The following is a 26,773-nucleotide window of genomic DNA, read 5'->3' as shown; positions in this document are numbered from 1 at the left end:
TCCAGGCGGGGATTCGGCCGCGCCCGGGTGGAACGTGTTCTCATATGCGCCCTGAGCTCATGGCCGCCGGTGGGATACGGCGGCGGACGCCGTCGAACCGGACACCTTGCTAGAACGCGTTGCAGTTTCTGGCGCGCCGGTCGTACATTCGAGCCATGCGGACACGTGTCACCGACATGTTCGGGATCGAGCTGCCGATCTTCGCCTTCAGCCACTGCCGGGACGTCGTCGCCGCGGTCAGCCGCGCCGGCGGCATGGGTGTGCTCGGGGCCCTCTACTTCACCCCGGAAGAGCTCGAAATGGAGCTCAAGTGGATCGACGACCACGTCGACGGCAAGCCGTACGGCGTTGACGTGGTCATGCCCGCGTCGTACGCCGGAGCCGACCTCGGCGTGGATTCCCCGGAGGACCTGGTGGCCAGGCTCCAGGGGATGATCCCCGACGGTCACCGGCAGTTCGTGGAGAACCTGCTGGCCGAGCACGGAGTCCCGCCGCTCTCCGGTGACGCCGACGCGGGACGGGTGCTGCTCGGCTGGACCGACGCCACCGCGCGTCCCCAGGTCGAGACCGCGCTCAAGCACCCCATCGCGCTGCTGGCCAACGCGCTGGGGCCGCCGCCCAGGGACGTCGTCGAGCTGGCGCACGCCAAGGGCGTCAAGGTCGCCGCCCTCGCCTCCACCCCGCGCCATGCGATCAAGCAGGTCGAGGTCGGCGTGGACGTGGTCGTCGCCCAGGGCACCGAGGCCGGCGGGCACACCGGCGAGATCTCCACGATGGTGCTGATCCCCCAGGTAGTGGACGCCGTGGACGTCCCCGTACTGGCCGCGGGCGGCATCGGGTCGGGCCGGCAGATGGCCGCCGGCATCGCGCTCGGCGCCGAGGGCGTCTGGACGGGCTCGCTGTGGCTCACCGTCGAGGAGGCCGACACCCCCGAACTGGCCAGGCAGAAGATCCTCGCGGCCACCTCGCGCGACACCGTCCGGTCCCGCTCCTGGACGGGCAAGCCCGCGCGGCTGCTCAAGAACGAGTGGACCGACGCATGGGAGTCCGCGGAGTCGCCCGGCACGCTGCCGATGCCGCTGCAGTTCATGCTGATCTCCGGCGCGCTGCGCCGCATCGGCAACTCCGACGCCGCCGAGCTGGCCACCTTCCCCGCCGGGCAGATCATCGGCGCGATGAACCAGGTGAAGTCCGCCAAGGACGTGGTGTTCGACCTGGTCGAGGAGTACGTCGACGCCGTGGAGCGCCTGGAGCGCCTCACGGGCGGCTGACCCCAGGGCGAGGCCGCCCCGCGCGCCCCGGCCCGCACGTGCCGCTCCACCCGCCCGGCCTTCCGGGCGGGTGGCGGCCGTGCGGTTTACTTGGCGGGAGGCGAGCGGAGGAGTGGAAGAGGATGCCGGAGGCGACGGACGCGCCCGAGATCATGGGCAACGTTCCCGGTGCGTACGCTCTGGGCGTCTTCCGTGAGCGGCATCCGATCCTGCTGCGCCAGGTCAGGGAGGCGCTGCCCTACACCCCCGACCGGCTCCGGGCGCTCGACGCGCTGCTCGACGAGGTCGTCCGCGACGTCATGGAGCCGCTCGACGGCTCCGCCCACGACGCCGCGGCCTGGGCGGCGTGGGGCCGCGGCAAGATCGGCCGGCGCTGGGTGGACGTGCCGTTCCTGTGGGCCGAGAGCTACTTCTACCGCAAGCTGCTGGAGGCCACCGGCTACTTCGGGGACGGCCCGTGGCGCGGCGTCGACCCCTTCGGCCCGGCCAAGCAGGCCGAGCTGCACAGCGCGGCGGTGGACGACGAGCTGGCCGCGCTCGACCACGCCGCCACGTTGCCCGAGGACGAGCAGGCCACCGGGGTGCTGCTGGGGTCGCTGTGGGGCAACCGCGCCGACCTGTCGCACGCCATCACCGCGGCCGGCGGGCCCGGACCGGCCGGCGGGCTCGTCGTGGACGACGGAGCGCTGCTGTGGTCGCTGCTGCGCGACCGGGCGCCGGGCAAGGTCTGCCTCCTCGCCGACAACGCGGGCCGCGAGCTGCTGCCCGACCTGGTGCTGATCGACCACCTGCTCGACCGGGGGCTCGCCGCCGAGGTCGTCCTGCACGTCAAGCCGCAGCCCTACTTCGTGTCCGACGCCACGCCCGCCGACGTCGTGGCGTCCCTGCGGCGGCTGACCGCCGCGCCAGGCCAGGCGGGCAAGGTCGGCGGCCGGCTCTGGCAGGCGATGGGCGCCGGACGCCTCGCGCTGCGCGCCCACCCGTTCTCCTGCGCTCCGCTGCCGTACCACGACATGCCGGACGACCTGCGTGACGACCTCGCCTCGGCCGCCCTCACGATCACCAAGGGCGACCTCAACTACCGCAGGCTGGTCGGCGACCGGTTCTGGCCGCCGGCCACCTCCTTCGCGGCGGTCACCTCGTACTTCCCCGGGCCGGTCGTCGCGCTGCGCACGCTGAAGTCGGACGTGCTCGTGGGCGTGGACGGGCGGACGTCGGCCGCGCTGGACGCCGCGGGGCGTTCGTGGCGCACCTCGGGCACCCACGCGACGATCCAGGGCCGCGCCTGACGCCGCCGTCCGTCCGCCCGTCCGGTCACGCCTGGGCGAGGATTCCCGCCAGAGGCAGGCGCTGCACCAGCGTCGCCGGGAGCGCGGAGGCGAGCACCGCGAGCAGGACGGCCAGGACGCAGGCCCCGAGGCCCCCGGCGACCACCGCCCAGGGCAGGCTCCCGGCGAGCGCGGCCGTGGCCGCCAGCCCGGCGGCCGCCCCCGCGGCGGCGCCGGACAGCCCGATGAGCACGCCCTCCGAGACGACCAGCCTGGCGAGCGAGCGTCCCTTCCAGCCGGTCGCCCGCAGCGCGGCCAGCTCCGCGTCCCGCTCGCGCACGCCGAGGTAGAGCACGTCGGCGACGGCCAGCGTGCCGAGCGCGAACATCACCACGATGGCGGCGTAGTCGGCGGGACGGGCCTGCAGCACGATGGCGTCACCGAGGAGCGAGCCGACCACCCGGCCGCGGAAGCCGTAGGTCACCCCGAGGAGAACGGTCAGCGCGAACACGCACACCATGAGCGTCGCGGCGCCGAGCAGCGTCCGGCCGGGGGCACGGACCAGGCCGGCCAGGGCCATCCCGGTGACCCCGCGAGGCGAACGGGCCCGCCGGCCGGTCCGCACGGCCGGGCGGACGGCCTCGGCCGGGGGGACGGCCGACGCGCGCCACGCGGGGACGAGCCCCGCCGCCAGGGCCAGCGCCAGCGCCGCCGGCACGGTGAGCAGGACGCGCGGCGCCGACACCTGGAGCCCGAACCACGACGACACGGGCAGGGCGGCCGCGGCCGACAGCAGGCCGCCCAGCAGGCCCACACAGCCGGTCTCGGTCAGCACGGCCCCGAAGAGCTTGCGGCGCGACCAGCCGAGGCAGGCGAGCACGCCCAGCTCGGTGCGGCTGGTCCGCACCGCCGCGGAGGCGGCGTTCACCAGGAAAAGCCCGCACACCACCAGGATCAGTACGAACAGGACGAGCGACTTGCGGTCGGACTCCTGGAGGATCCGGTAGGCCACTCCCTTGTTGACCCAGCCCTCCTTGACGGTCAGCGCGGGCCGGCCGTACGAACCGGCGGGCAGGTCCACGGTGACCGGTGTCGGCGAGGACCCCATCGTGATGTCGACGTCGAGCCCCGTGGCGGCCACGATGTCCCGGGCGACCTGGCTGATGCGCTCCCTGCTCACCGGGTCGGGGCCGGTCACTCCCGCGACCCGGACCCGCACCACGCTCAGCGGTGCCTTCGCCAGCCCCCCGCCCTCGGTGAGGCCCGCGATCTTCCGCAGACTGGCCAGGTCGGTCAGCAGCAGCGGCGGCGGCTGCAGGTAGCCCGCGAGGTTGTCGGAGGGCAGCAGGTTGCGCCCCTGCAGCAGGGCCTCGGCGCGGCTGTCGCCGGGGACGACCGACGGCGGGTTGTAGGTCTCCATCGGCAGTGAGGAGAGGGCGGAGAAGCCCGGGAGCTTCTCGGGGTCGAACCGGCCGACGACGCGCATGGCGTTGTCCTTCACCACGTCGCCGCCCATGACGTGCAGGTCCAGCCGCCGGAACTGGGCGTCGGCCGATCCGATGGGGGCCATTCCCGCTCCGGCGAGCTCGGGGACGATCGCCGCGGCGAAGGGGTCCCGCCACACCTCGCGGTCGTTGGTCACCCGTTCCGGGACCAGGCCGCCGCCGGCGCCCTTGGCGTACTGGACGGGGCCGGCCGTCCAGTAGCGGGTCATGGATATGTACTGCTGCATGGAATTGTTGCTGACGGGGTGCTGCCAGGTGTCGAGCATGTCGGCGTAGAACCGGTCGGTCCCGACGGTGACCTTCTTCACGACGGGTCCGTCCTGCCGGGTGACACGGCTCCGGAGGTCCTTGGCCGGCAGGCCGGACACCACCTGCCGCGCCGCCTTGGCCGGCAGCCTGCTGATGACGAGCTCGTCCTGCTGGTCGGCGTAGGGGCGGCCGGCCGCGATGAGGGGGATCTCGCCACGGGGCGTGTCCTGCGGTGAGCCGAGGTAGTGGCCGTTCACCATCGCCTTGTCGAGGCCCGCCAGCTCGGCCTCCGCCTCCGGGTCGATCGCCGCGAGCAACAGGGGGAACTCCTGCTCCAGCCGGACCGTCGCCTCACCCGGCCTGCCCCGTCCCAGCCGGTCGGGCAGGCCGTCGCCCCGCCCGTTCGCCGTGGACCAGGCGCTGCTGGTGGGCCCGCCGTCGAAGGGGAACGGGCCGGAGCGCGGTGTCAGGCGCTGCCAGTACAACGAGCTCCCCACCTCCGCGTCCTTGCCCGGCGCCACCTGTTCGCCGATGTACTGCAGCTGCGCGCCGCCCCCTCCCGAGGAGGTCAGCGGCCGCCGGGTGATGTAGGCGTAATGCGGGGCGTAGGGGATGCGGGTGAGCCCGCGGTCGGCGACCCGGGTGCGGTCGACGCGCAGCAGGGTGCGCTCGCCCTTGTCCAGCGTGTCGTCGACCGGGATGTCGACGTACCCCGATCCGGTCATGTAGCCGATCATGCCGATGGGGGCGGCGACCTCGATGCCGTTCAGCCCTTTGATGCGTTCGAGCTGGGCCTGGGTGATGCCGCCGTGGATGCCCGACAGGTAGTTGGCCCTGACCAGGCCGGACGAGCGCTCCAGCTCGGTGGCCGACCCCTTGGGGCGGACCAGGATGTCGTACTGGGCGCGGTAGGTCTTGTTGATCGTGCCGACGATCCGCAGCCGCTGGGTCTCGGCCGTGCCGGTGAGCACGGTGAAGCCGGTGGCGGCGACGAGGACGCCGAGCAGGAGCACCAGGGCGCGCCCGGCGTGGTGCCGCAGCCGGGAGACGGCGAGCCGGATCACCCGAGCCGTCCGATGCGGTCGAGCACGTCATCGGCCGGCGCCACGCGCTCGTCGCTCACGACGCGGCCGTCCTTGAGCCGGATCAGCCGGTCGCAGGAGGCGGCCACCTCGGGGTTGTGGGTCGCGATGATCATCGTCATGCCGTACCGGCGGCGCAGGGCCGCGAGCAGGTCCATGATCTCCACTCCGGTGGCGCTGTCGAGGTTGCCGGTCGGCTCGTCGGCGAGCAGCAGGGGAGGGTGGCCGATGAGCGCGCGGGCGATGGCCACCCGCTGCTGCTGGCCTCCGGACAGCTCGGCGGGCAGCGCCCGTTCCCGGCCTTCCAGACCGGTCGCTTCGAGCAGTTCCCGCGCCCGCGCCTTCCTGTCGAAGTCCACGCGATACGGAAGGACGGGCGCGAGCACGTTGTCCAGCACGCTGAACGCCGGAAGCAGGTGGAAACGCTGGAACACGAATCCCACCCGCCGCCGGTGCGTGTCGAGCCTCTTGCGGGGGAGAGGCCGGTCGTCGATCACCACCTCGCCCGCGTCGGGCAGATCCATGCCTCCCACGAGGTGGAGCAGGGTCGACTTGCCCGCTCCCGACTGGCCCATGAGCGCGACCGCGCCGCCGGGCTCGAACTCCACGCTGACGTCATCAAGGGCTGTGATCGACCGGTAGATGCGGCTGACGCCCCGTAACGCGACTCCTGCTCCCATGCCTCCTACATTGTCACAATGTAGGAGGCATTATCGATAGATTGCGACAATCTATGGAAGGTCGGGAAGATGCCGTTGAGTCACGCCGTACTCGCCCTGCTGGCCGAGGGGCCGAGCCACGGGTACGAGCTCAAGAGCCGCTTCGAGGCGGCGATCGGCCCTCAGTGGGGCGGCCTCAACATCGGCCACCTCTACCAGATCCTCGACCGCCTGGTCAGGGACGGGCACGTGACCCGCAGCCACGTGGCGCAGAACGACCGGCCGGACAAGACGCTCTACCGGCTGACCGGCGGCGGCGCCGAGGAGCTGCGCGCCTGGGTCGCGGCGCCGCACGTGCGCGCGTCCGGCTTCCGTGACGAGATGTTCCTCAAATTGCTCGCCGCCACCCGGCTCGGCCCCGCGGCCCTGACGGCGTACGCCTCGGCCCAGCGGCAGACCTGCCTGTCCGACCTGGCCGGGCTCACCCGGCTGCGCCGCGAGAACGCCGGCGACCCGCTCGTCGCGCTGCTCGTGGACGCGGCCATCGCGCACACCAGGGCCGATCTTCAGGTGATCGACGGCGCCGAGCAGCGCCTGGCGCCCCTCGCCGGCCAGGCCCGTCCCGTGACGGCGACCGGCGACGCCCCGGCGGAGGACGGCGACGCCCCGGCGGAGGACGGCGACGCCCCGGCGCAGGACGGCGACGCGTCGGACGCGGCCACCGGCTCGTGACCGGCGGCTCGTGACCGGCGGCGGTCCGCACGGCGAGAGCGGCCCGCGGCCGGCGGCTCACTCGCCGCGGTACACGGCGGGGCGCTTCTCGCGGAACGCGCGGGAGCCCTCCTTGGCGTCCTGCGAGCCGATGACCGGCCAGCCGAGGGCGTCGGAGACCTTCAGCGCCTCCGGTTCCGGCATGCCGACCGTGTCGCGGTAGGCGCGCAGGATCGCCTGGACGGCGAGCGGGCCGCAGGCGGCGACCTGGTCGGCGATCTCGCGCGCCGCCGCCAGCGCCTCGCCGTCCGGCACGACCCGGTTGACCAGGCCCATCGACAGCGCCTCCCGGGCGGTGACGGCCCGGCCGGTGAGCAGGATGTCCATGGCGAACGCGTAGGGGATCTGACGCGGCAGCCGGATGGCGCTGCCGCCCATCGGGAACAGCGCGCGCCTGGCCTCGAACAGGCCGAGGGTGGCCGACTCCGCGACCACGCGCAGGTCGGTGCCGACGAGCAGCTCGGTGCCGCCCGCGACGGCGTACCCCTCGACGGCGCAGACGATCGGCTTGGTCGGCAGGGCGTCGCTGTCGCGCAGCAGGCCCTTCCAGTGGAAGTCGGGGATCTCCTGCGCGCGTCGCGCGACCCGGGCGTCGGCGGAGGGCGAGCCCATGGCCTTGAGGTCGGCGCCGGCGCAGAAGGTGCCGTTCGCGCCGGTCAGGACGCCCACCCGCACGTCCGGCTCGGCGGAGATGTAGGCCCAGGCGTCGGCGAGCCCGACCAGCATGTCGGTGGACAGCGCGTTCCTGGCCTCGGGCCGGTCCATCGTGACGATGACGACGTGGCCGTCCCGCTCGACCCGGCAGTGCGGGGTGCTGATGGGCAGGAGCTCCATGGACGACACCTTCCTGGCTCGCGGGTCCGATCAAGCGCTTGTTCACCACGGGCGGCCGGGGTTAGTCTGCCGCTGCGAACTAGAACAGATTCTTGTTGGTGGACCTCCCGTGACGCCAGGGTTGTCGGGAAACCGAGAACATGATTCACTTCGGCGCATCCGGAAGGTACGGCGCAACCGGACAAGGAGTTCCGATGGGCTCGCTCGGCTTCTGGAGGCTCGCGCAGGCCGATCCCGGCTGGATCGCCGCCGTGGACCCCGACGGCACAGAACACCCCGCCGGCGAGCTGCTCGCCCGCGCGAACCGGTTGGTCCACGCCCTGCGCGCCCTCGGGCTGCGGGCCGGGGACGGCGTCTGCGCCCTGGTGCCGAACGGCGTCGACGGCCTGACCCTCTACCTCGCCGCGCTGCAGGCGGGCTGGTACTACACGCCGATCAACTGGCACCTCACCGGACCCGAGATCGCCTACATCGTCGCCGACAGCGAGGCCAAGGCGTTCTTCGTCCACGAGCGGTACGCGAAGGAGGGGGCCAGGGGCGCCGAGGCCATCGACCCCGGCCGGCGGTTCTGCTTCGGCGCCATCGACGGGTTCCGCACGGTCGCCGACCTCACCGCCGGGCACCCGGACACCCCGCCGCCGGACCGTACCGCGGGCGCGGCCATGCACTACACCTCCGGCACGACCGGCAGGCCGAAAGGCGTCCGGCGGCCGCTCAGCGGGCTCGACCCCGACGACGCGGCCGAGCTGATGACGTTCCTGCTCTCGCTGTTCGGCATGACGCCGGGAAGGCCCAACGCGCACCTGGTGACCTCGCCGAACTACCACACCGCGGTCACGCAGTTCGGCGGCACGGCCCTGCACATGGGGCACACGCTCGTCTACATGGACAAGTGGGACGGCGAGGAGATGCTGCGGCTCTGCGAGAAGCACCGCGTCACCAACTCGCACATGGTGCCCACGCACTTCAAACGGCTGCTCTCCCTTCCCGACGAGGTCAGGCACAGGTACGACCTGTCCTCGCTGAAGTGGATGATCCACGCCGCCGCGCCGTGCCCGGTGCCGGTGAAGTGGGCCATGCTCGAATGGTGGGGCGACTGCGTCTACGAGTACTACGCCGCCACCGAAGGCGGCGGCACCATCGCCACCCCGGAGGCCTGGAAGAAGCACCCGGGCACGGTCGGCACCGCCTGGCCGATCAGCGAGCTGCTGATCGTGGACGACGACCTGCGGCCCGTCCCGACGGGCACGCCGGGCACCATCTACATGAAGATGGCCGGGATGCGGTTCGAGTACAAGGGCGACCCGCTGAAGACCGAGGCCAACCGGCTCCAGGACCACTTCACCGTCGGCGACATCGGCTACCTGGACGAGGAGGGCTTTCTGTACCTCTGCGACCGCAAGGCCGACATGATCATCTCGGCCGGGACCAACATCTACCCGGCCGAGATCGAGAACGAGATGATCGTCCACCCCAAGGTCGCCGACGTCGCCGTCTTCGGCATCCCCGACGAGGAGTGGGGCGAGCAGATCAAGGCCGTCGTCGAGCCGGCCGCCGGCGTCACGCCGGGCCCCGAGCTGGCCGAGGAGATCCTCCGCTCGCTGGAAGGCCGGCTGGCCAGGATGAAGTGGCCGCGGAGCGTCGACTTCATCGCCGAGATGCCGCGCGAGCCGAACGGAAAGCTGCTCAAACGCAAGCTCCGAGACCCGTACTGGGAGGGCCACGACCGTGCCATCTGAAGGGCCAGCCGCCGAGCCGCTCGTCGCCGAGCACGTGCTGGAGTTCCCCGGCGGCTACACCCGCACCACCGGCCCGGTGATCGGCCGCTTCCTCACCGAGCTGCGCGACGGGCGCATCGTCGGGGTCCGCACCGCCGACGGCCGCGTCCTGGTGCCGCCCCTCGAGTACGACCCGGCGACCGGCGACCCGGTGACCGAGGAGTACGTCCAGGTCGGCCCGGCGGGCACCGTGCGCACCTGGGCCTGGGTGGGCACCCCGCGCAAAGGGCACCCGCTCGACCGCCCGTTCGCCTGGGCGCTGGTCGAGCTGGACGGCGCCGACACCTCCCTGGTGCACGCCGTCGACGCCGGCACGGTCAAGGCGATGCGGCCCGGGATGCGCGTCCGGCCCCGGTTCAGACCGGACGGCGAGCGCACCGGCCACATCACCGACATCGCCTGCTTCGTGCCCGAGGTCACCACGATGACCGCGCAGGTCCGCACCGAGTACCGCGTCCAGCCGGGCCGTTCGCTGACCCGCTTCCTCGAAGGCGTCCGCGACGGGGTCTTCATCGCCGGACGGTGCGCGAGCTGCGACAAGGTCTACGTGCCGTACCGCACCACCTGCCCCGCGTGCGGCTCCACCATCGCCGAGGAGGTCGTGCTGCCCGACACCGGCACCGTCACCACCTTCGCCATCAACAACCTGCCCGACCCCCGCGCCCCGCAGGTGCCGTTCGTGTCGGCCTACATCCTGCTCGACGGCGCCGACGTCCCCATGATCGCGCTGATGGGCGACGTCCCCGCCCACCAGGTGCGCCAGGGCATGCGGGTCAAGGCGGTCTGGGTGCCCCCCGGGGAACGCACCCTGTCGATGAGCAACATCAGGTGGTTCGCCCCCACGGGCGAACCGGACGTGCGGCTGTGAGGGGAGGTCCGCGTGCGTGAGGTGGCGGTCATCGCGTTCGCCCAGACGAAGCACACCGGTCACGACGAAGGCCTGAACGAGCCGGAGCTGATCGCGCCGATCATCCAGGAGGTCAAGCGGACGTCCGGCCTGACGCGGTTCGGGTTCACCTGCTCGGGCAGCTGCGACTACCTGGCCGGGGCGCCGTTCTCGTTCGTCTCCGCCCTGGACGCCATCGGCGCCTGGCCGCCGATCTCCGAGAGCCACGTCGAGATGGACGCCGCCTGGGCGCTGTACGAGGCGTGGGTGCGGCTGCAGCACGGCGACGTGGACTCCGCGCTGGTCTACGGCTACGGCAAGACCTCCCAGGGAGACCTGCGCGAGATCATGACGCTCCAGCTCGACCCGTACTACCTGGCGCCGCTCGGACTCGACCAGGTCTCCGTCGCGGCCCTGCAGGCGAGCGCCGTCGGCGCCTCGGCGCGCGAGCTCCGCGAGATCGTGCGGCGCAGCCGCGCCGACGGTCGGGCCAACCCGTACGCGCTCGACCTGCCCGACCCCGGCGTGGGACTGACCGACGAGGAACAGGGAGTGCACCCGCTGAACCCGGTGGACGTCGCCCCCATCACCGACGGCGCCGCGGCCGTCGTCCTGGCCGCCGGCGACCTGGCCAGGGAGCTGGCCGAGCGTCCCGCGTGGATCACCGGCATCGCCCACCGCGCCGAACCGCACTACCTGGGCATGCGCGACCTGGCCAGATCGGCCTCCGCCGCCGACGCGGCGCGCGCCGCCGGCGTCGGCAAGGGCCCGGTCGAGGTGGCCGAGCTGCACACCCAGTTCAGCCATGAGGAGGTCATCCTGCGGGAGGCGCTCGGACTGCCGCCGGACACGGTGGTCAACCCCTCCGGCGGCCCGCTCGCCGCCAACCCCGTCATGGCCACCGGGCTCATCCGCATCGGCGAGGCCGCCCGGCGCGTCATGGACGGCACCGCGAGGCGCGCCGTCGCCCACGCCGCCTCAGGGCCGTGCCTCCAGCAGAACCTCATCACCGTCCTGGAGGCCTGACCATGGCGAACCGCTGCGCCGTCATCGGCGTCGGGCAGACCAAGTACCAGACCAAGCGCCGCGACGTCTCCATCGCCGGCCTGGTCCGCGAGGCCGCGCTGCGCGCCCTGGAGGACGCCGGGCTGACGTTCAAGGACATCGACGCCGTCGTCATCGGCAAGGCCCCCGACCTGTTCGAGGGCGTCATGATGCCGGAGGCGTACCTCGCCGACGCGCTCGGCGCCGCGGGCAAGCCGGTGACCCGCGTGCACACCGCGGGCAGTGTCGGCGGCTCGACCGCGCTGGTCGGGGCGTCGCTCGTCCAGGGCGGCGTCCACGACCGCGTCCTCGTCGTCGCCTTCGAGAAGCAGTCGGAGTCCAACGCCACCTGGGCGCTGTCCACCCACCTGCCGTTCACCGCGTCCCTGGTCGTCGGCGCCGGAGGGTACTTCGCGCCGCACATCCGCGAGTACATGCGCCGCTCCGGCGCGCCCGGCCACATCGGCGTGCTCGTCGCCGTCAAGGACCGGCTGAACGCGCTGAAGAACCCGTACGCGCACCTGCGGATCCCCGGCATCGACCGCGAGATGGTCGAGTCGACGCCGATGCTGTGGGAGCCGATCCGCTACCTGGAGACCTGCCCCTCCTCCGACGGGGCCTGCGCCATGGTGCTCGCGGCCGAGGACAAGGTGACCGGCACCCCCGCGTGGATCCACGGCGGCGCCATGCGCTCGGAACCGATCTTCCGCGCCGGCCGCGACACGGTGAGCCCGCAGGGCGGCAAGGACTGCGCGGCCGACGTCTACCGCCAGGCCGGCATCACCGACCCGCGGCGCGAGATCGACGTCGCCGAGGTGTACGTCCCGTTCTCCTGGTACGAACCGATGTGGCTGGAGAACCTCGGTTTCGCGGGTGAAGGGGAGGGCTGGAAGCTCACCGAGTCCGGGGCCACGGCGCTGTCCGGCGACATCCCGTGGAACGCCTCCGGCGGCGTGCTCAGCTCCAACCCCATCGGCGCGTCCGGGCTCATCCGCTTCGCCGAGGCCGCCCTCCAGGTGAGGGGCCAGGCGGGGGAGCACCAGGTCGACGGGGCCCGGCGCGCGCTCGGGCACGCCTACGGGGGCGGCGCACAGTTCTTCGCCATGTGGATCGTCGGGAGCGACAAGCCGTGAGAGCCGCTCCGGATGCCGGAGGATGAGGCGTGCGGCCCGCCTTGGGCCACTATGGAGGACATCGGGGGGACAGACCGTGAGGGCCGACAGCGACCAGTTGTGAGGAGTCCCCGATGGAGTTCAACCACGCCGACCTGTTCGAGGGATTGGCCGACGCGATCGGGGACCGCGTGGCCGTCGTCTGCGGCGACGCCCGCCTGACCTACGCCGAGCTGGACGCGCACGCCAACCGCCTGGCGCACTTCCTGACCGAACGCGGCGTGGGACCGGGCCGGCACGTCGGCATCCAGATGTACAACGGCATCGAGTACATCGCCGGGCTGCTGGCCACCTTGAAGATCAGGGCGGTGCCGGTCAACGTCAACTACAGGTACGTCGAGTCCGAGCTGCTCTACCTGTACACAGACTCCGACATCGTGGCCCTGCTGTACGACGTCGAGTTCGACGACCGGGTGGCCGCGACCGCGCCCGGCCGCCCCGGGCTGGAGACGCTGGTGGCCGTCGGCGGCCCCTCCCGCGTCGAGGGCGCCGTGCCGTACGACCAGGCCCTCGCCGGCCGGCCGGACGGGCGCGACGGCTTCCCGCCGAGGTCGGGCGAGGACGTGTACATCATCTACACCGGCGGCACGACCGGCATGCCCAAGGGCGTCATGTGGCGCACCAGGGACCTGTTCATGGCCTTCGGCGGCGGCAACCCCTACGGCGAGCCGCACAAGGAGCCGCGCCAGGTCATCGAGACGGCGGTGGCGTCCAACCCGATCATCATGATGCCCGCCGCGCCGCTGATGCACGGGGCCGCGCAGATGGCCACCTTCATCGCCTGGTGGATGGGCGCCACCGTCGTGTACACGCGCAAATTCGACGCGGCCGAGGTGCTGCGCGCCATCGAGCGCGAGAAGGTCCTCACCGTCAACATCACCGGCGACGCCATGGCCCGTCCGCTCGCCGACGAGATCGCCGCCGGCGCCTACGACCTGTCGTCGCTCATGGTGCTCAGCTCGACCGGCGCCATCCTGACCGGCACCGTGCGCGACCGGTTACAGGAACTGCTGCCCAACGTGATCATCATGGACAGCTTCGGCTCGACCGAGTCGGGCTACACCGCGAGCGCGGTCGCCGGCTCCTCGCCGGAGTCCGGCCTGAAGTACAAGCCCAACGCCACCGCCACGCTCGCGGTGCTCGACGCGGACCTCCAGCCGGTCAAGCCCGGCTCGGGCGAGATGGGCACCGTCGCCAAGGCCGGCGACATCGCCTTCGGCTACTACAACGACCCGGACAAGACCGCGCGGACGTTCGTCACCGACGCCGCAGGCACCCGCTGGCTGCTCACCGGAGACCTGGCCCGCGTCGAGGAGGACGGCACCATCCTGGTCTTCGGCCGCGGCTCGCAGTGCATCAACACCGGCGGCGAGAAGGTCTTCCCCGAGGAGGTCGAGGCGGTGCTCAAGGGCCACCCGGCCGTCTTCGACGCCGTCGTCACCGGCGTCCCCGACGAACGCTGGGGCAGCCGCGTCGCCGCCGTCGTCGAACCCCGCGACGGCGCCCGCCTCACCGCCGAGGAACTCGACGCCCACTGCCGCAGGAAGCTGTCAGGGTACAAGATCCCCCGCACCTACGCCTTCGTCGACCACATGGTCCGCACCCCGGCCGGCAAGGCCGACTACCGCTGGGCCAAACAAATAGCCACCGAAACCCCCTGACCCGCGCCCGCAAGGCCCCGCACCCCCACGGCCGCCCCGGGTGGTGGGAAAAGTGTCGGTGGGAGGGGGGATAGTGGGCCGACGATGTCGATCTGCGGGTCGCCCGTTCGTTGAACCGGCCTCAAACAGGGCTGGTGGACGGTGCCGGTGGTGCCGCCGTTCGTCGCCTTCATGGCTTTTTCCCATATCGACGTTGAGGAGTCCGCGGATGGCCGAACTGCGAACCTGGATGACCGGTCTCGGGCTGGTCGAGTCGCCGCGCTGGCACGACGGCCGCCTGTACTTCTCCGACTGGACGGCGCACGAGGTGATAGCCCTCGGTCTCGATGGCGAGCACGAGGTCGTCGCCCACGTGGACTCGTTTCCGCTGTGCACGGCATGGGGACCCGACGGGCGGCTGGTGATCGTCGATTCCGCCCGCGGACTGCTGCTGCGCCTGGAACCCGACGGCTCGCTGGCGACCCATGCCGACCTGTCCGGCATCGCGCGGGGCTGGAACGACATCGCCATCGACGGTCGCGGCAACATCTACGTCAACCGCGTCGGCTTCGACATGCTCGCCGGCGCGGCGTCCGCGCCCGGCATCGTGGTGCACGTCGCCCCTGATGGGGCGGTGCGCGAGGTGGCCGGCGGCATCGCGTTCCCCAACGGGATGGCCGTGACGCAGGACGACTCGACGCTCATCGTCGCCGACTCCTACGGTGGCAAGCTCATGGGGTACGACATCGAGGCCGACGGCGGCCTGTCCAACGGCCGGGTGTGGGCCGATCTCGGCGACGGCGCCCCCGACGGCATCTGCGTCGACGCCGAGGACGCCGTCTGGTACGCGGACGTGCCCAACCAGCGTTGTGTGCGCGTGCGCGAGGGCGGGCAGACGGTGCAGACCATCGAGCTTGATCGCGGCGGCTTCGCCTGCGAGCTCGGCGGCGACGACCTGTCGACGCTGTTCATCGTGGCGGCCGAGTGGCGCGGCATGCCCGAGATGGTTCCCGCCGGAACCGGTCGCGTCCTGTCCGCCGGGGTCTCCGTCCCCGGCGTCCGCCGGTCGTGAGACACCACCACTCGCCGACTTCGGTCGGGTCCGTCACGCCGAGCGCCCGCGCCGGCCCTCCCGCTGAGCGCGTTCGGCTCCGCCGGGGCGGCGGGCCGCGTGGTCAGGCAGTGCGGGCGTCGCCGGAGAAGGCGGCCAGGGTGCCGAGACCGATGTAGACCAGGCCGCTGGCGATGTCCACCTGGCGGGCGGCGGCGGGCGAACGGCGCAGGCGGCCGGCCAGAGCGGCCGACAGCACCGCGTAACCGCCGTCGCTGGCCATGCCGAGCGTGATCCAGATCAGCCCGAGCAGGACGATCTGCGGTGCGACCGGGCCGCGCGCGGGGTCGACGAACTGCGGCAGGAAGGCCAGGAAGAACAGCGCCGTCTTGGGGTTGAGCACGTTGACCACGAAGCCCTCGCCGAACAGGCGCGAACGTGAGACCGGCTCGACGTTCTTGGCCAGGGTCCCCGCGCGGGTGAGGAGCTTGCGCAGGCCGAGATAGACGAGGTAGGCGGCGCCTGCGTATTTCACCACGGTGAACGCGGCGGCCGAGGCGGCGAGCAGCGCGCTCACGCCGAACGCGGCGGCCACCACATGGACGACCGAGCCCACGTGGATGCCCGCGACCGACACCAGCCCGGCCGCCCTTCCCTGCGCGACGCTCCGCGTGACGATGTAGACGACGGCGGGTCCGGGGACGAGCAGCAGCGCGAGCGTCGCCGCGGTGAAAACCGCGAGCGTGGTCATGGGTGGCATGTCGCCGATGGTAGGAACCATCAGGCATCCCGGTCCATCCATTTCCGCCCCACCCGCCCGCCGCGGCACCCGCTCGGTCCCGCTCCAGCGCGTTGGCAGTGGACCTATGAAAGCGCGTGGGCGAGGGTGTTCATCATGACGACCGTTTCCGCGGCGCCGCCGCCGTCGTTCACCGACGTCCTGCGCGCGGCGCGCATCATCGCCCCGTACCTGCCGCCGACCCCGATGTGGTCCTATCCGGTGCTCGACGCGCACGTGGGCGCCGAGACCCACGTCAAGCACGAGAACGTCCAGCCGACGGGCGCGTTCAAGGTGCGCGGCGGCCTCAACCTGCTCGCGGGATTCTCCGCCGCGCACGACAAGGCGGGCGTGCTCACCTACTCCACGGGCAACCACGCCCAGTCGATCGCCTACGCGGCGCGGATCTCCGGCGTCCCTTGCACGGTCTTCATGCCGGAGAACCCGAACCCTGCCAAGGTGGCCGCGGCCGAGGCGCTCGGCGCGACGGTCGAGATCCGGGGCGCCACGATGGTCGAGACCGCGGACCACGCGCACGCGGTCGCCGAAGAGCGCGGCGACCGGCTGATCAGCCCCGCCGACGAGCCGGACCTCATCGCGGGCGTCGGGACGCTCTACCTGGAGATGTTCGCCCGGCAGCCGGACCTCGACGCCGTGTTCGTCCCGGTGGGCTCGGGCACCGGCGCGGCGGCCGCGTGCCTGGTGGCCCAAGCGGTCGCCCCGCGCTGCCGCGTCATCGGCGTGCAGTCGGCGCAGGCGCCCGCCGCCCACGATTCCTGGCGTTCGGGGCGGCCGGTCGGGCGGCCGGTCGGGACGGTCGCGGACGGCCTGGCGACCGGCTCCGCCTTCGCCCTGCCGCAGGGCATGATGCGCGGCCTCGACGACTTCCTGCTCGTCGGCGACGAGGACATCCGCGCCGCCCAGCGCCTCCTGCTCACCAAGGCCCACACGCTCGCCGAACTGGCCGGCGCCGCCGCCCTGGCGGGGCTCATCTCCGTCAAGGGCGAGTTCACCGGCCGCAAGGTCGCCGTCGTCTGCACGGGCGCCAACGCGAGCCCGGCCGAGATCGGCCGCCTCCCGTCCTGACCGCCCTGCCGCGCGGGTGAGCGTCCGCGCCCGGGCCGGGGCGGCGCGGGTGAGCGGCCGTGCCGCGAACGGGCGGCAGGGGCGGCTGCGTCACCGCGTTATCGCGCGGGGTCGGGGCCGCACGTCCATGACTGATCGAGCACGTCGAAGACGGCGCCGTACAGGGACGGGTCCCAGCCGTCCCTCGTGTGCAGCCGTGACACCACGTCGGACGGGGCTCCCAGCAGATCGTCCGCCCCCTGGTCGCCCACCAGGCGGGTGGCGGCCTCCATGTCGTTCACGCGGATCCGGTAACGGGCCTCCAGGACCACCACCGGGGCCTCCCCGTCCGCCGCTCCCGCGGCCTCCTCGGCCTCTCCCTCGTCGGAGTCCGGCTCGTTCTCGAGGTCGCTGAACGGATTGCCCCACCCGGCCTGGTCGGCGCACAGGGCGGCGTAGGCGATGGCGGAGGCGCGCAGGCGGTTGACCGCCTGAACCACCCGCGGGTAGTCGTCGGGGGACTCGCTGAGGATCCGGGCATGCTCCTCGATGGCCGAGCCCAGATCGCGGGCGCCGGCCAGCAGGTCGCCGCGCCCGGTTGCCTGGTTGTCGGTCTGGGACTCATTCACGATCGTTACTCCTGGAACGGGAAGTGCCTGGTGTGCATGATCTCACCCCGGTTGTTGAGGTAGTCCACGTGGAAGTGGTCGTTGGACTTGCACGGGCCGCGGAACACCGCTCTGCTGCCTCCGTCGGCGGCGGCCCTCCTCGCCTGCGACTCCGCGTCTCCTCTGCTCCCCGCCTTGCGTACACCGGAGTTCGTCTTGTTGGGGGAGTTCTGCCGCCGGCGGGCGGACATCTGCATGATGCCGGGCTTGCCGGGTCCGTCCACCTTAGGCGGCCGGAAGCGGGGAACACCGCCGGGGAGGTGCCTGGGCCCGCCGGCCATGGCGAGCGGGGGGCCGCCGAAGGGGCCGCGGGCGTTCCTGAGGATCCGCGCCAGCGGCTCGGTGACCCGGCGGGCGAGGCCGGGGGCCAGGACGCGGGCGCCGCCCTCGCCGGCCTCGCGCAGGATCCTGCCCATCGCGTACCGGGTGGCGAGCACGGTGGCGGTGGCGCTTCCGAGGGCGAGCGGGCCGCCGGCGAGCATGCTGGTGGCGAGTTTGACCGTGGCGGCGGCGGCCTGCGAGATCACCGCGACCTTCGTGCCGGTGACGACGGTGGCCGCGCCGTCGAGCAGGACGGGTGCGTAGCTGCTCGCCCGGGTCGCCTGGCCGAGATGCCCGCCGCCGCCGGTCTTGTCCCAGTGGCCGGACAGGGCGGTCGCCGAGGCCCCCTTGTAGCCGGCGGCCGTCGTCCGGACCGCCCGCTCGGCGCCTTCGGAGGAGGCCGCCGATCGGGCGGTGAGGTCACGCCACGACTGCGCCTCCTGGCGCATCTTGCTCTCGCTGATGTTGGGCCAGGGGACGCCGGCCATGTTGAGGACGCCGGCGGCCCACGGGGGCAGCATCACGTCCATGCGGCACCCGCGTCCCCGTCCAGCCCGTCCAGTCCGCCCATGCCGCCCACCAGGTCGTCCTCCACGTACGACACCCGTCCGCTCGCGGTCGTGAGCCCGTCGCCCGTGGCGGTGATCACGTCGCCCATGTGCGTGTAGGTGGCGAGGGCGGTGTCCTTGCACTCGATGTAGGCGGAGATGAGCGGGGACAGCAGGCCGTCGTCCCCCCAGGACCGGGGGTCGTTCTCCTGCAGTCCTCGTACCACCGACGCGTACTCTTCCCCGTGCGCCCGAAGGTGTGAGGCGGACACCCCCAAAGCCCCGTGGGCCATGTCGAATCCCCGTTCCATGGTCGCAGGCTAGCCATGATCGGTCCTGATTGCGGGGTATTCGCCCGCTTATAGCGACTTTTCACCTATGTGGTGGATCATCGGTGCGGGTCGCCGTCCCGGCCGCCGGTAGCATCCTCACGAGATGTCACCGTCCGACGCTCCGGCGTCCGGTGAAGCGTCCGGTAAAGGAGCATGTCGTGTCATCACCGACTCCGTGGACAGATGACCTGGAGCATCTGGAGCGGATAGTCCGCCAGACCGAGGAGGTGATGCGCGGGCTGCGGGACGCGCAGGCCGCGATCGGGCAGGTCACCGGCGAGGGGATCGGCGCCGGCGGTCTGGTGCGGGTGGTGTCCGACGGCAGGGGACGGCTCACGGACATCGGTTTCGACCCGCGCGTCATGCGCCTGGACCCCGGCGAGCTGAGCCGCGAGGCGCTCAAGGCCATCCAGGACGCCCAGCAGGCCGCGGTGCGCACGTCCGAGGAGATCGTCGAGCGCGCCCGGGAACACGCCGCGGGGTTCCCCGAGCCGCTCGACGAACGTTTCGTGCGGCGCAGGGTCGAACAGATCGCCCGCGAGATCGAGTGACGCGCGAGGCGCCGGCAAGGAGTGATCGATGGACAGGCTGGACGCCAACCCCGCCAACTGGCGGGACGGTGACCTGGAGCAGGACGCCGAGCGTGCGGCGCGCATCCTCGCGTGGGTCGAGGAGGGGCAGCACGAACTGGAGACGATCGTGGGGGAGGGCGAGGCCGCGGACGGCCAGATCAAGGTCGTCACGGGCTCGGACGGGCTGGTGCGCGACGTCGCCATCACCCGGCGCGCCATGCGCCTGGACAGCAGGTCGCTGGCCGAGGAACTGCTGACCGCCGTTCACCGCGCCCAGGACGACGCCGAGCGCAAGGGCCGGGAACTCCTCAACGAGGCGCTGGGAGAGGTGCTCCCGGCCGGCGCGTTCGACTCCGGGGCGATCGAGGAACAGTACGCCCGCCTGCTGGACTACTTCGACCGTCCTTGACCCGCTAGGCCCGCTCGAAGAAGCGGCGCAGCACCTCGGCGACGCGTTCTGGACGGCCGCGCCGGGCCGCGTTGCCCGAGGCGCTGTGGCCGAGACCGGCCAGCTCGGCGCGCTCGGCGCGCGGCAGCGCCTTCGCCAGGGCGTCGAGGGCCACCCGCAGGTACGCCGGGCTCCTGCCGCCGCCGAGCAGCAGGATCTCGGCGCGCATGGCCTTCAGGACGTCCAGCTCGTCGCTCTGCTCGACGACCAGCCGGATGTCGTGGCGGAGGGTCGGCGCCAGCGCCCTGAACGGCACATCGTCGGGTCCGGAGCTCTTGTCCTCGCGGTTCATGGCCATGGTGGTGAGCGCCTCCAGCAGCCGGCGCGGGACGTAGTCGAACACCTTGGGCCCCATCTGAGTGCCCTTCATGCCGGTGACCAGCGCCGCCGCCACATCGCCCTCGGCCATCTCCCTCTCGTGGCGTGCCAGCCAGGCGGTGGACGGCGAGCCGCCGACGATGATCGGCGGATCGAAGGCGACGGCCCTGCGCACGGACGGCACGGTCAGCGCCGTCCGCAGCGCGATGACGGCGCCGGCGCTGACGCCGAACAGGTCCCGGGCGCCGGTCTCGGCGAGGAGGGCGCCGACGTCCTCCACTTCGGTGCGCAGGCGGTGCCCCTCGCGATGCGGGCCGCTCAGGCCACGCCCGCGCCGGTCGGGCAGGTAGCAGGTGAAGTCGGGGGCCAGCGCCTCGGCCAGCTCGATGTGGCTGACGGAGGACTCCATCGCGCCGTGGAGCAGCACCACGCCGGGACCGCGGCCGAGCCGCCGGTAGCCGATGGTGGTGCCGTCCGCGGAGGTGACGGAGTGAGTGGTGACGGGGTGGGTGGTGACGTCGGTCATGGTCTCTCCCATGGTCGGCGCCGGAACCGGCCGATCCGGTCCCGGGTCGTGCCGGTCGGGCACGCGTCCAACCGGCCCATGCGGGAGAGCCCGGCTATCCTTGCGGTTGCCACCTTGTGGCCGGGTTCTCTCGACGGGTCTCGGTTCGAGGTCGAGCCCGGCGGGGTGTTCCCGCACCCCGCCGGGCGTCATGGTCGTGGGTCACGCGTCGGGGATGTCGTCTGTCGTGCCGCCCCTTTCCGCTATCTCGTCCAACTCGGGCGGCATCCGCCCCGTCTCGTGGTAGGCCCGCCACCCGGCCTGGCCGGGGAACGAACCGGCGGTCAGCTCCTCCAGCAGCGAGCGCACCCAGGCCGCCTCGGCCGCCATGACGGCCACCTCGTACTCGCTCTCGATGAGGAACAGCCGGGGGATCTCGCGGCCCTCGCGCGCCAGTGACGCGCGCCGGTCGGAGATCTCCTCCTCCAGCAGGCCGAGGCGCCGCCGCAGCAGGCCGGTGACCTCGTCGGGCGGCAGGCCGCCCATCACCGAGAGCCCGGCCTGGAAGCTCGACCACCCCGCCTCGGGGGTGGAGATGAGCTCGCGGGCCCAGTCGCGCAGTTCCTCCCGGCCCGCGTCGGTGATGCGGTAGATCGTGCGCTCTGGACGGCCGCCCTGCCGGCCGCTCTCGGCCGCCTCCAGGAAGCCATGCCGTTCGAGATTGCGCACCACCGTGTAGAGCGAGCCCCATTTGACGTGCATGTCGCGGTCTTTGCCGCGTGCCCGCAGCATCGAGGCCATCTCGTAGGGGTGCGTCGGCCGCTGGATGACGACGCTGAGGACGGCCAGCGCCAGCAGGTTGCCGACCTTGCGGCGCTTCGCCATCTCGTCACCTCGCTCACGAATACTCGCATGCGAGCATACGTCGGCGAGCATGAGACGACAAGCCCCGCTCGCCGGACCGCGATCGACCGCCAGAGACGCGCGGGTGGGGGCGCCGCCGCGCGGTGCGGGGCCATGGCCCTGCCTGGTGTGTCGCGGTCGTAAGCTCGCGGCATGAGCGGGTTCGAGATTGGCACCGACGGTCCTCAGGTGATCGTCGTGGGGGTCGACGGCTCCGACACCTCGCTGCGCGCGGCCGCGTACGCCTGGGGGCTCGCCCGCCGCCAGGGATCCGAGCTCGTCTTCGTGTTCGCCGCCGTGCCGAGCCCGATCACCTCGTTCATCCCCGACGCCTCGGCGACCGCCATCCAGGCGCAGGAGGAGGCGGGCGCCGAGCTCTGCCGGCGGCTGGCCGCGATCGCCGGGTCGGTCCACCCTCCGGTGCCGCACACCTTCCGCATGGAGCGCGGTGACGCCGCGTCCGTGCTGGTCCGCGTCTGCGACGAGGTGCGGGCGGACGCGGTGGTCGTCGGCGCCTCGACCCAGGCCGGCCACCGCCTGATGGGCTCGGTGGCGATCCGCCTGGTCCGCGCCGGCCGCCGTCCGGTCACGGTCGTCCCCTGACGGGCGCCCCTCCCGCGCGTCCTCTGACGGGCGCACCCCCGCGCGTCCCCTCGTCGGCATCCCGCCGCACGTCCCCTCACCGGCGCGCCCCGCGAGTCCTCTCACCGGCGCGCCCCCCGCGTTCTCCCGCCCGATGCCGCGCGTTCCGCTGAACGTTTCACCCCGTTCACACATGTGAAACAGATCCCTCAATGGGGAATCGGCGACCGCCCAGCTAGAAGGCCATGATCCCTCTTGGCTTCGGCGGAGCGATTTCCCCCGCGTCACCAGTCGGGTTGACAGCCGTGAAGGCGATTTTTACCTTCAACTCGTTCGCTTACATGTATGCCATACACATATGTGAACGTGTGTGGCGAGCAGGCACGCAACCCGAGGAGTGATCGTGGGCGTGATCGTGAGAAGCAGGCGGACCGGCGCGGTGCTCGCCATGACGGCCGCCGCGGGCGTGGTCCTGGCGGGCGGCGCCGCCGGCCCGGTGTCCGCCACCGCCGCGCCGGCGTCGGCCCCCTACCGCCAGGCCGCGATGGCCGGCCCCTCCGACCTGGCCGGCTGGGCCACACAGGCGGGCGGCACCACCGGAGGCGGCGGCACTCCCCCCACCACCGTCACCAGCGCGTCGGCGCTGACCAGCGCGCTCGCGTCGTCGAGCCCCGCGGTGATCCGCGTCTCCGGGACGATCTCCTGCTCAGGAATGCTGAAGGTCACCTCGAACAAGAGCGTTCTGGGCAACTCCGGAGCCACGCTCGTCGGATGCGGGCTGAACGTGACCAAGGCGTCCAACGTGATCATCAGGAACCTGACGTTCCGCGACTGGGGCGACGACGCCATCAACGTCCAGTACTCGACGAGGGTGTGGATCGGCAACAACACGCTGAGCCACGGCCACGACGGCGCCGTCGACATCAAGCGCTCCAGCGACTACGTCACCGTCTCGTGGAACCGCTTCTTCGACCACGACAAGACCATGCTGCTCGGCCACAGCGACGACAACGCGTCCGAGGACGTCGGGCACCTGCGGGTGACCTACCACCACAACTTCTTCGACGGCACCAACCAGCGTCACCCGCGCGTGCGCTTCGGCAACCCGGTGCACGTCTACAACAACTACTACCGCAACGTGGGATCCGGCGGAGGCTACGGCGTGGCCTCCACCGAAGGCGCCGGGGTGCTGGTCGAGGGCAACTACTTCGAGAACACCGCCGACCCGTTCCACCGGGGCGAGGCGTCCTCCGGCCCGGGCAGCCTCGTCGCGCGCAACAACCACTTCGTCAACTCCGGATCGGGGGACGCGGGCGGCAGCGTGGCCTCGATCCCCTACTTCTACTCGCTCGATGCCGCTTCGAGCGTCAAGTCGATCGTTTCCAGCGGCGCGGGCGCCGGCAAGGTCGGCGTCTGACGTCGCACGGGCGTACCGGACCCGAAGTCCGGCGTGATTAGGAGATCAACAGTGAGTCTCATCATGAGGAGAAGACGGACGGGCAGGACGCTCGTCCTGACGCTGGCGTCGGCGGGCGCGCTCGTGGCCGGCGTCGCGGGGGTGGGCACCGCCAACGCGGCGGCCCCCACCTCCGGCTCGTACACCCTGGTCAACGCCGCGAGCGGGCTCTGCCTGGACGTTCCGGGCAGCGCGGACGGCACCCAGCTCGTCCAGACGTCCTGCGGCGGCGGGGGCAACCAGGTCTGGACGCTCGCCTCGTCGGGCGGCGGCGTCACGCTCAGGCCCGGCGGCACCGGCAAGTGCGCGGGCGTGAAGGACGCGAGCACCTCCGCGGGCAAGGCCGTGCAACTGGAGACGTGCTCGGGCGCCTCCTCGCAGACCTGGCAGCTCACCGAGTCGGGCTCGAACTACCGGGTGGTCAACGCCAATGGCGGCAAGTGCCTGAACGTCAAGGACAGCTCGACGAGCCCGGGGGCGCTGATCCAGCAGAACTCCTGCGACTCGGTGGCCAGCAAGCAGTGGAGGCTGACGCCGGCCGGGTCGACGCCGACCCCCACCGCCACTCCCACCCGCACCCCGACGCCGACGCCGACGCCGACGCCGACGGGCGGCGGTGGCGGCACCATTCCGGCGTTCCCCTCGCCCAGCGGCTCGGTGAAGGTCAACGCCACGATCCAGGTGTCGGGCACCTTCGACGGCGGGATGAGGCGCTACTACGGCATCGGCGACGGCGGCCAGAGCGAGAGCCAGGACCCGATGTTCGAGCTGGCGCCCGGCGCGACCATCAAGAACGTCATCCTCGGCGCGCCCGCGGGCGACGGCGTCCACTGCAACGGCAACTGCACGATCCAGAACGTGTGGTGGGAGGACGTGGGCGAGGACGCCGCGACCTTCCTCGGTGGCAGCGACTACTACGTCACCGGCGGCGGCGCGAAGTCGGCCTCGGACAAGGTGTTCCAGCACAACGGGCCGGGCACCGTCCACATCAGCGACTTCTACGTGGGCAACGCCGGCAAGCTGTACCGGGCCTGCGGCAACTGCTCCAGCTCCTACCAGCGCCACGTGGTGATGAACCGCATCGTCGCCCAGAGCACCAAGGTGCTGGCGGGCATCAACACCAACTGGGGCGACACCGCGCGGTTCAGCGACATCACCGTCTACGGAAGCGTCGGCAGCACCAGCATCTGCGACAAGTACAAGGGCGTGCCCAAGGGGAGCGAGCCGACGAAGATCGGCAGCGGCGCCGACGGCGTCAACTGCATCTACTCCGCCTCCGACATCACCTACAGGTAGGCGGCCCGGCGCCCCGCGCGTGCCACCGCGCGGACGCGCCCGAGCCCGCAAGGACAGGCCCCCGTGCCCGCCCGGCACGGGGGCCTTCCCGCGCGGGTCAGACGTCGCCGTAGTCGGCCAGGAACAGGGCTTCGGCGGTGGCGGCGCGGCGCAGCTCCTCGATGACGAGGCGCTCGTTCGGCGCGTGGATCGCGGCGCCGTCGTCCTCGGCGCCGAACAGCAGGATCTCGGCGGCGGGGAACTGCTTGACCAGCGTGGCGACCAGCGGAATGGAGCCGCCCGCGCCGATGTCGCGCGGTGCCCGGCCGAACGCGCGCTCCATGGCGCGGTTCAGCGCGGCCCTGGCGCGGCCGCCGGCGTCGGCCTGGAAGCCCGAGCCGACGACCAGGTCGGTCACCGACATCTGAACGCCCCACGGCGCGGCGTGGCGCAGGTGCTCGACCACGTCGTCCGCGGCGGTCTTGGGGTCGCCGGACGGGGGGACGCGGACCGTGACCCGAGCCCGTGCCACCGACTGCACCGCGTTGATCGCGCCCTGCACCGTCGGCACGTCCAGGCCGGTGACCGTGATGGCGTACGAGGCCCAGAGACGGTCGGCCAGCGAGCCCGAGCCGACGAGGGACACCCCGTCCACGACGCCCGCGGTGGCGCGGAACTCCTCCTCGGAGGGGCCGGTGCCGAGGAAGACGCCGCGCGGCAGTCCCGGCACCCGGATGTCGCCGTTCTCGTCGTGCAGCGAGGCGAGCATGCGGATCAGCGCCGCCAGCGCGTCGGGGGCGGCGCCGCCGAACGAGCCGCTGTGCACCGACTCGGCCAGAGTGCGCACCTCAAGGGTGAAGGCGGCCATGCCGCGCAGCGACGTGGTCACGCTCGCGTCGCCCACCTTGGGGTTGCCGGTGTCGGCCACGACGATGGCGTCCGCGCGCACCAGCTCGGGGTTGCGCTCGACGAACTCCTCAAGACGCTCGCCGGCGTACTCTTCCTGACCCTCGATGACGACCTTGATGCCCACGGGGAACCGGCCCTGGAACGCCCGCAGGGCGAGCACATGCGCGAGGACGCCCGACTTGTCGTCGGCGACGCCGCGGCCGAACAGCTGCCCGTCGACGAACGTCGGCTCGAACGGGGGCGTGCGCCACAGCGCGGGGTCCCCGGCGGGCTGCACGTCGTAGTGGGCGTAGAGCAGGACGGTGGGCGCTCCGGGCGGGGCCGGCGCCTCGCCGTAGACGGCGGGGAAGCTGCCCTCGACCGGGATCTGGCGGACGTGGGGCAGCCCTGTGCCGCGCAGCAGCTCCTCGGTCAGCGCGGCCGCCGCGTACACCGGCTCCTCGGGATGACCGGGGAAGGCGACCGACGGGATGGAGGCGAGCCGCGTCAGCTCCTCCACCGCCCTCGGCATGTCGGCTGCCACGGCGTTCTCGATCTGATCAGGAGTCACGGCAATCTGTTCCCCGTATCGGCTGAGTTCTGATTCGACACATTGCATCACAGTCACGGCGGGAACCGCGCCCGCGTTCCGAATGGTCGCCGTGCGCGCGAGAACGCGGAACGTGCCGCAACTCACATGCCGGGATCTCGCCGTACACGCGCCGGCGCCGTCTTCTCGCCGTCACCGTCCGCGGCCGGTCAGCGCCGATTCCCCGGCCGGAGCGGGGTTCTCGCGCGACACGCCCTCACGGATTTCGTCGTTGTTACATAGCGATATGACGGAATCCGAAGTTCTTGCATAGTGTCGCCACGCAACCAGTTGTAATCATCCGTGTGGAACATG

General features: G+C 72.1%; 25 protein-coding genes. 15 read left to right on the top strand and 10 right to left on the bottom strand.

The genetic code is table 11. The annotated features are described in order from the left end of the window. Positions 1 to 155: 155 nt before the first annotated feature. Together ACZ6QO_RS11525 and ACZ6QO_RS11520 are read left to right on the top strand one after the other, a co-directional pair. Positions 156 to 1,271 carry an NAD(P)H-dependent flavin oxidoreductase gene (locus ACZ6QO_RS11525; protein WP_465849878.1) on the top strand — a complete coding sequence of 372 codons (1,116 nt, stop codon included), beginning with the start codon at positions 156 to 158 and terminating at the stop codon, positions 1,269 to 1,271. 122 nt (positions 1,272 to 1,393) lie between these two features. Then, positions 1,394 to 2,560: a damage-control phosphatase ARMT1 family protein gene (locus ACZ6QO_RS11520; protein ID WP_465849876.1), complete on the top strand. Its 1,167-nt coding sequence runs from the start codon at positions 1,394 to 1,396 to the stop codon at positions 2,558 to 2,560. Between the two features lie 25 nt (positions 2,561 to 2,585). Here the strand turns inward: ACZ6QO_RS11520 and ACZ6QO_RS11515 are convergent, their stop codons facing one another. Together ACZ6QO_RS11515 and ACZ6QO_RS11510 are read right to left on the bottom strand one after the other, a co-directional pair. Further along, positions 2,586 to 5,357 carry an FtsX-like permease family protein gene (locus ACZ6QO_RS11515; protein WP_465849875.1) on the bottom strand — a complete coding sequence of 924 codons (2,772 nt, stop codon included), beginning with the start codon at positions 5,355 to 5,357 and terminating at the stop codon, positions 2,586 to 2,588. Continuing rightward, the gene (locus ACZ6QO_RS11510) at positions 5,354 to 6,055 is read right to left on the bottom strand and encodes an ABC transporter ATP-binding protein (protein WP_465849873.1); all 702 of its coding nucleotides are present in this window, start codon (positions 6,053 to 6,055) and stop codon (positions 5,354 to 5,356) included. The genes ACZ6QO_RS11515 and ACZ6QO_RS11510 overlap by 4 nt, the downstream gene beginning before the upstream one ends. Positions 6,056 to 6,124: 69 nt before the next feature. Between ACZ6QO_RS11510 and ACZ6QO_RS11505 the strand changes: the two genes are divergently transcribed. Next, positions 6,125 to 6,766 carry a PadR family transcriptional regulator gene (locus tag ACZ6QO_RS11505; protein ID WP_465849871.1) on the top strand — a complete coding sequence of 214 codons (642 nt, stop codon included), beginning with the start codon at positions 6,125 to 6,127 and terminating at the stop codon, positions 6,764 to 6,766. A 57-nt stretch (positions 6,767 to 6,823) separates the two neighbouring features. On the opposite strand, the gene ACZ6QO_RS11500 is transcribed toward ACZ6QO_RS11505, so the two are convergent. Next, a complete protein-coding gene (locus tag ACZ6QO_RS11500) occupies positions 6,824 to 7,639 on the bottom strand; it encodes a crotonase/enoyl-CoA hydratase family protein (RefSeq protein WP_465849870.1) in 816 nt (271 codons plus the stop codon). A gap of 194 nt (positions 7,640 to 7,833) precedes the next feature. Between ACZ6QO_RS11500 and ACZ6QO_RS11495 the strand changes: the two genes are divergently transcribed. The 6 genes from ACZ6QO_RS11495 (at position 7,834) to ACZ6QO_RS11470 (ending at position 15,231) form a co-directional block, all read left to right on the top strand. Continuing rightward, positions 7,834 to 9,378, top strand: coding sequence for an acyl-CoA synthetase (locus ACZ6QO_RS11495; RefSeq protein WP_465849868.1), 1,545 nt, complete (start codon positions 7,834 to 7,836; stop codon positions 9,376 to 9,378). After that, positions 9,368 to 10,285 carry a Zn-ribbon domain-containing OB-fold protein gene (locus tag ACZ6QO_RS11490; RefSeq protein WP_465849866.1) on the top strand — a complete coding sequence of 306 codons (918 nt, stop codon included), beginning with the start codon at positions 9,368 to 9,370 and terminating at the stop codon, positions 10,283 to 10,285. The genes ACZ6QO_RS11495 and ACZ6QO_RS11490 overlap by 11 nt, the downstream gene beginning before the upstream one ends. A 12-nt stretch (positions 10,286 to 10,297) precedes the next feature. After that, entirely contained in the window at positions 10,298 to 11,329 is a 1,032-nt protein-coding gene (locus ACZ6QO_RS11485) for a lipid-transfer protein (protein WP_465849865.1), read from the top strand. 2 nt (positions 11,330 to 11,331) lie between these two features. Further along, entirely contained in the window at positions 11,332 to 12,480 is a 1,149-nt protein-coding gene (locus tag ACZ6QO_RS11480; RefSeq protein ID WP_465849863.1) for a thiolase domain-containing protein, read from the top strand. A 113-nt stretch (positions 12,481 to 12,593) separates the two neighbouring features. Next, complete coding sequence (locus ACZ6QO_RS11475; RefSeq protein ID WP_465849862.1) at positions 12,594 to 14,180, top strand: acyl-CoA synthetase; 1,587 nt, start codon at positions 12,594 to 12,596, stop codon at positions 14,178 to 14,180. Positions 14,181 to 14,388: 208 nt separating this feature from the next. Beyond that, positions 14,389 to 15,231, top strand: coding sequence for an SMP-30/gluconolactonase/LRE family protein (locus tag ACZ6QO_RS11470; protein WP_465849861.1), 843 nt, complete (start codon positions 14,389 to 14,391; stop codon positions 15,229 to 15,231). Between the two features lie 103 nt (positions 15,232 to 15,334). Here ACZ6QO_RS11470 and ACZ6QO_RS11465 read toward each other — a convergent pair whose 3' ends face one another. Then, the gene (locus tag ACZ6QO_RS11465; protein ID WP_465849859.1) at positions 15,335 to 15,970 is read right to left on the bottom strand and encodes a LysE family translocator; all 636 of its coding nucleotides are present in this window, start codon (positions 15,968 to 15,970) and stop codon (positions 15,335 to 15,337) included. 135 nt (positions 15,971 to 16,105) lie between these two features. On the opposite strand from ACZ6QO_RS11465, the gene ACZ6QO_RS11460 reads away from it, so the two are divergent. Then, complete coding sequence (locus ACZ6QO_RS11460) at positions 16,106 to 17,074, top strand: threonine ammonia-lyase (RefSeq protein WP_465849857.1); 969 nt, start codon at positions 16,106 to 16,108, stop codon at positions 17,072 to 17,074. 98 nt (positions 17,075 to 17,172) lie between these two features. Here the strand turns inward: ACZ6QO_RS11460 and ACZ6QO_RS11455 are convergent, their stop codons facing one another. From ACZ6QO_RS11455 to ACZ6QO_RS11445, 3 genes are read right to left on the bottom strand one after another with little or no spacing between them, the layout of a single operon-like run. After that, positions 17,173 to 17,682: a hypothetical protein gene (locus tag ACZ6QO_RS11455; protein WP_465849856.1), complete on the bottom strand. Its 510-nt coding sequence runs from the start codon at positions 17,680 to 17,682 to the stop codon at positions 17,173 to 17,175. Between the two features lie 5 nt (positions 17,683 to 17,687). Beyond that, positions 17,688 to 18,572, bottom strand: a complete 885-nt coding sequence (locus ACZ6QO_RS11450) for a WXG100-like domain-containing protein (RefSeq protein ID WP_465849854.1) — start codon at positions 18,570 to 18,572, stop codon at positions 17,688 to 17,690. Continuing rightward, positions 18,563 to 18,901 (bottom strand): hypothetical protein, encoded by a 339-nt coding sequence (locus ACZ6QO_RS11445; protein ID WP_465849853.1) that lies wholly within the window; start codon positions 18,899 to 18,901, stop codon positions 18,563 to 18,565. Before ACZ6QO_RS11445 ends, ACZ6QO_RS11450 begins: the two co-directional genes overlap by 10 nt. Positions 18,902 to 19,080: 179 nt before the next feature. Between ACZ6QO_RS11445 and ACZ6QO_RS11440 the strand changes: the two genes are divergently transcribed. Then, on the top strand, positions 19,081 to 19,473 hold the full coding sequence (locus ACZ6QO_RS11440) for a YbaB/EbfC family nucleoid-associated protein (RefSeq protein WP_465849851.1): 393 nt from the start codon (positions 19,081 to 19,083) through the stop codon (positions 19,471 to 19,473). 28 nt (positions 19,474 to 19,501) lie between these two features. Continuing rightward, positions 19,502 to 19,903, top strand: coding sequence for a YbaB/EbfC family nucleoid-associated protein (locus tag ACZ6QO_RS11435; protein WP_465849849.1), 402 nt, complete (start codon positions 19,502 to 19,504; stop codon positions 19,901 to 19,903). A gap of 4 nt (positions 19,904 to 19,907) precedes the next feature. Here the strand turns inward: ACZ6QO_RS11435 and ACZ6QO_RS11430 are convergent, their stop codons facing one another. Together ACZ6QO_RS11430 and ACZ6QO_RS11425 are read right to left on the bottom strand one after the other, a co-directional pair. Further along, the gene (locus tag ACZ6QO_RS11430; RefSeq protein WP_465849848.1) at positions 19,908 to 20,786 is read right to left on the bottom strand and encodes an alpha/beta fold hydrolase; all 879 of its coding nucleotides are present in this window, start codon (positions 20,784 to 20,786) and stop codon (positions 19,908 to 19,910) included. Positions 20,787 to 20,987: 201 nt separating this feature from the next. Further along, positions 20,988 to 21,650, bottom strand: a complete 663-nt coding sequence (locus ACZ6QO_RS11425; RefSeq protein ID WP_465849846.1) for a PadR family transcriptional regulator — start codon at positions 21,648 to 21,650, stop codon at positions 20,988 to 20,990. Between the two features lie 171 nt (positions 21,651 to 21,821). On the opposite strand from ACZ6QO_RS11425, the gene ACZ6QO_RS11420 reads away from it, so the two are divergent. The 3 genes from ACZ6QO_RS11420 to ACZ6QO_RS11410 all read left to right on the top strand — a co-directional run bounded on the left by ACZ6QO_RS11420 (position 21,822) and on the right by ACZ6QO_RS11410 (position 25,002). Beyond that, on the top strand, positions 21,822 to 22,271 hold the full coding sequence (locus ACZ6QO_RS11420; RefSeq protein WP_465849845.1) for a universal stress protein: 450 nt from the start codon (positions 21,822 to 21,824) through the stop codon (positions 22,269 to 22,271). Between the two features lie 382 nt (positions 22,272 to 22,653). Next, complete coding sequence (locus ACZ6QO_RS11415; protein WP_465849843.1) at positions 22,654 to 23,667, top strand: pectate lyase family protein; 1,014 nt, start codon at positions 22,654 to 22,656, stop codon at positions 23,665 to 23,667. 63 nt (positions 23,668 to 23,730) lie between these two features. Then, entirely contained in the window at positions 23,731 to 25,002 is a 1,272-nt protein-coding gene (locus ACZ6QO_RS11410) for a pectate lyase (protein ID WP_465849841.1), read from the top strand. 97 nt (positions 25,003 to 25,099) lie between these two features. Here the strand turns inward: ACZ6QO_RS11410 and ACZ6QO_RS11405 are convergent, their stop codons facing one another. Continuing rightward, positions 25,100 to 26,440, bottom strand: a complete 1,341-nt coding sequence (locus ACZ6QO_RS11405; RefSeq protein ID WP_465849839.1) for a M20/M25/M40 family metallo-hydrolase — start codon at positions 26,438 to 26,440, stop codon at positions 25,100 to 25,102. Between the last annotated feature and the right edge of the window lie 333 nt (positions 26,441 to 26,773).

This window comes from Sphaerisporangium sp. NPDC049457 (assembly GCF_055586705.1).
Note: the sequence above shows the minus strand (reverse complement) of the source record. Positions and strands in the feature narration are given on the sequence as shown.

What these genes read in the sequence shown, in the direction of transcription:
- ACZ6QO_RS11525 (WP_465849878.1), top strand. Translation starts at nt 156, where the DNA reads ATGCGGACACGTGTCACCGACATGTTCGGGATCGAGCTGCCGATCTTC.
- ACZ6QO_RS11520 (WP_465849876.1), top strand. Translation starts at nt 1,394, where the DNA reads ATGCCGGAGGCGACGGACGCGCCCGAGATCATGGGCAACGTTCCCGGT.
- ACZ6QO_RS11510 (WP_465849873.1), bottom strand. Translation starts at nt 6,055, where the DNA reads ATGGGAGCAGGAGTCGCGTTACGGGGCGTCAGCCGCATCTACCGGTCG.
- ACZ6QO_RS11505 (WP_465849871.1), top strand. Translation starts at nt 6,125, where the DNA reads ATGCCGTTGAGTCACGCCGTACTCGCCCTGCTGGCCGAGGGGCCGAGC.
- ACZ6QO_RS11500 (WP_465849870.1), bottom strand. Translation starts at nt 7,639, where the DNA reads ATGGAGCTCCTGCCCATCAGCACCCCGCACTGCCGGGTCGAGCGGGAC.
- ACZ6QO_RS11495 (WP_465849868.1), top strand. Translation starts at nt 7,834, where the DNA reads ATGGGCTCGCTCGGCTTCTGGAGGCTCGCGCAGGCCGATCCCGGCTGG.
- ACZ6QO_RS11480 (WP_465849863.1), top strand. Translation starts at nt 11,332, where the DNA reads ATGGCGAACCGCTGCGCCGTCATCGGCGTCGGGCAGACCAAGTACCAG.
- ACZ6QO_RS11475 (WP_465849862.1), top strand. Translation starts at nt 12,594, where the DNA reads ATGGAGTTCAACCACGCCGACCTGTTCGAGGGATTGGCCGACGCGATC.
- ACZ6QO_RS11470 (WP_465849861.1), top strand. Translation starts at nt 14,389, where the DNA reads ATGGCCGAACTGCGAACCTGGATGACCGGTCTCGGGCTGGTCGAGTCG.
- ACZ6QO_RS11465 (WP_465849859.1), bottom strand. Translation starts at nt 15,970, where the DNA reads ATGCCACCCATGACCACGCTCGCGGTTTTCACCGCGGCGACGCTCGCG.
- ACZ6QO_RS11460 (WP_465849857.1), top strand. Translation starts at nt 16,106, where the DNA reads ATGACGACCGTTTCCGCGGCGCCGCCGCCGTCGTTCACCGACGTCCTG.
- ACZ6QO_RS11450 (WP_465849854.1), bottom strand. Translation starts at nt 18,572, where the DNA reads ATGGACGTGATGCTGCCCCCGTGGGCCGCCGGCGTCCTCAACATGGCC.
- ACZ6QO_RS11445 (WP_465849853.1), bottom strand. Translation starts at nt 18,901, where the DNA reads ATGGAACGGGGATTCGACATGGCCCACGGGGCTTTGGGGGTGTCCGCC.
- ACZ6QO_RS11435 (WP_465849849.1), top strand. Translation starts at nt 19,502, where the DNA reads ATGGACAGGCTGGACGCCAACCCCGCCAACTGGCGGGACGGTGACCTG.
- ACZ6QO_RS11430 (WP_465849848.1), bottom strand. Translation starts at nt 20,786, where the DNA reads ATGACCGACGTCACCACCCACCCCGTCACCACTCACTCCGTCACCTCC.
- ACZ6QO_RS11425 (WP_465849846.1), bottom strand. Translation starts at nt 21,650, where the DNA reads ATGGCGAAGCGCCGCAAGGTCGGCAACCTGCTGGCGCTGGCCGTCCTC.
- ACZ6QO_RS11420 (WP_465849845.1), top strand. Translation starts at nt 21,822, where the DNA reads ATGAGCGGGTTCGAGATTGGCACCGACGGTCCTCAGGTGATCGTCGTG.
- ACZ6QO_RS11410 (WP_465849841.1), top strand. Translation starts at nt 23,731, where the DNA reads ATGAGGAGAAGACGGACGGGCAGGACGCTCGTCCTGACGCTGGCGTCG.